Source organism: Microbacterium sp. Bi128 (assembly GCF_918698205.1).
Genome location: NZ_CAKKMM010001167.1, coordinates 1 through 1,626, shown reverse-complemented (window position 1 = coordinate 1,626; position 1,626 = coordinate 1). Strand labels below are relative to the sequence as shown.

At 65.3% G+C, this 1,626-nt stretch carries 3 protein-coding genes; all 3 read left to right on the top strand.

Annotation, left to right across the window (positions count from 1 at the left end):
* Nucleotides 1-259 (top strand): VOC family protein (locus tag LQV45_RS30895; RefSeq protein ID WP_374208346.1); only part of this gene is annotated, 259 nt, incomplete at its 5' end.
* A 48-nt stretch (nucleotides 260-307) separates the two neighbouring features.
* Nucleotides 308-745 carry a GNAT family N-acetyltransferase gene (locus LQV45_RS30890; RefSeq protein WP_230011107.1) on the top strand — a complete coding sequence of 146 codons (438 nt, stop codon included), beginning with the start codon at nucleotides 308-310 and terminating at the stop codon, nucleotides 743-745.
* An 88-nt stretch (nucleotides 746-833) separates the two neighbouring features.
* Nucleotides 834-1,463, top strand: coding sequence for an MBL fold metallo-hydrolase (locus tag LQV45_RS30885; protein WP_230011105.1), 630 nt, complete (start codon nucleotides 834-836; stop codon nucleotides 1,461-1,463).
* Nucleotides 1,464-1,626: the final 163 nt, after the last annotated feature.

The following is a 1,626-nucleotide window of genomic DNA, read 5'->3' as shown; positions in this document are numbered from 1 at the left end:
GTCCTACTTCAAGACCTTCACCTCGAAGTCCGTCGCCGCTACGGCCGGCACCGCCGAGGTCATCATGTCCTTCTCGCTGGAAAGCCGCGAAGCCGTGGACGAGGTCATCCGTACCGCCCTGACCTCCGGGGGCACGGCATCGGAGGAGGCCCAGGACTACGGCTTCATGTACACGCACAGCTTCCAGGACCCGGACGGGCACCTCTGGGAAGTCTTCTGGATGGATCCGGCCGGGCCGCCCAAGGACGCTGCGCTGTAGCCCCTTTCCGCTAGGGGCGGGCGCCGCCGGCGCGGGTACGCTGTCTACATGTCTGGACATGTATGGCTGCTGCCTTTGAAGAACCTCGACGACGACGCCCGGGCCATCAAGCTTGGGGAGATCGCGCTGCTGGAGCTCTGCGCAGGGCAGCAGAAGTTCGTGGGGGACCCGCTGCGGATGATGCTGATCGGGCTCGAGGAAGAGTCCCGGCAGCCGTTCGCCGTGGATGAGAACGGGGCCGCCGTGGGAGTCCTGACGCTCCAGGCTGGGGCGGCGGGCCTCGGAACCCTCGCCCCGGAGGCCGCCGTGCGGGAGGCCGCCAAACTGACGGCGGACCTCGGCAGCGGCCAGGCCGGCGTCGTACTCTCCGTCAACGAACTGAACCCCGGCGGCCAAGCCGCATACCGCAAGGCCGGATTCGAGGACCGCGGCCGCTACGAAGGCGGCGACGCCGGCCCGCAACGCATCATGTACCGGGCATTCTGACCAAAAGCGCATCTTGACTGGGACGGTGCGTGCCGCAGTATTGAACCAAGACCAGCCGCTGGAAAGGTGCATGATGGGTCACTCACAGATGCAGGTAGAACCGGTCATCCAGGAGCTCCACATCCCCGCCGGGCTGGCAGGGCCCGTTGAGTTGACGATGGACGTACGCTGTTTCCTTGTGCCGCACACCGGGGGATTGCTGTTAATCGATACGGGCCTCAAGGGCAGCGAGCATGCGATTGCGGCGGCCTTGGACCGTGTCGGAGCAGCATGGAGTGACATCACCGACGTCGTCCTCACCCATTGGCATCCGGACCATGTCGGCGGCCTCGGCGAAGTAGTGGAACGGAGCCCGTTGGCAGCGATCTGGGCGGGCGCGGCGGACGTTTCCCAGATTCCTTCCGCGGTGCCGCTGCGCCCGCTCGTGGAACGTGACAGGGTCCGCGATGTCCAGATCGTGCAGACGCCTGGCCATACCGCAGGACATATCAGCTTGCTGCATGACGACGGAATGCTGTTCGTAGGGGACGCTGTGGGGACAGCCGGAGGTGTGATGAGACGGGCGCCGGAGCAGTTTACAGCGGACTCTGCGCGGGCCGAAGAGTCGCTTATAAAACTGAGTTTGCTGGAGCCGGACAGGATGCTCTTTTCCCACGGACCGGAGATCCCCGATCCCGTAGGGGAATTGCGCCGGCTTCTCGCCGTCAACGAGGGTTGACGCCTCTCCCGGTGTCAACTAACGTTGACGCCGGAGGTGCTTCGTGCAGACATTGATAGGTTCCATGGACGGCAAAGGGCCGGCCGAGGCGCTCTACGCCGTGGCGGAACTCCACAAAGAACTGGCGCGCACGGAAACCGAAGTGGTGCTGCGTGCCCGGCAG

Excerpts from the sequence above, each read along its gene's own strand:
- LQV45_RS30890 (WP_230011107.1), top strand. The coding sequence starts at position 308 with ATGTCTGGACATGTATGGCTGCTGCCTTTGAAGAACCTCGACGACGAC.
- LQV45_RS30885 (WP_230011105.1), top strand. The coding sequence starts at position 834 with ATGCAGGTAGAACCGGTCATCCAGGAGCTCCACATCCCCGCCGGGCTG.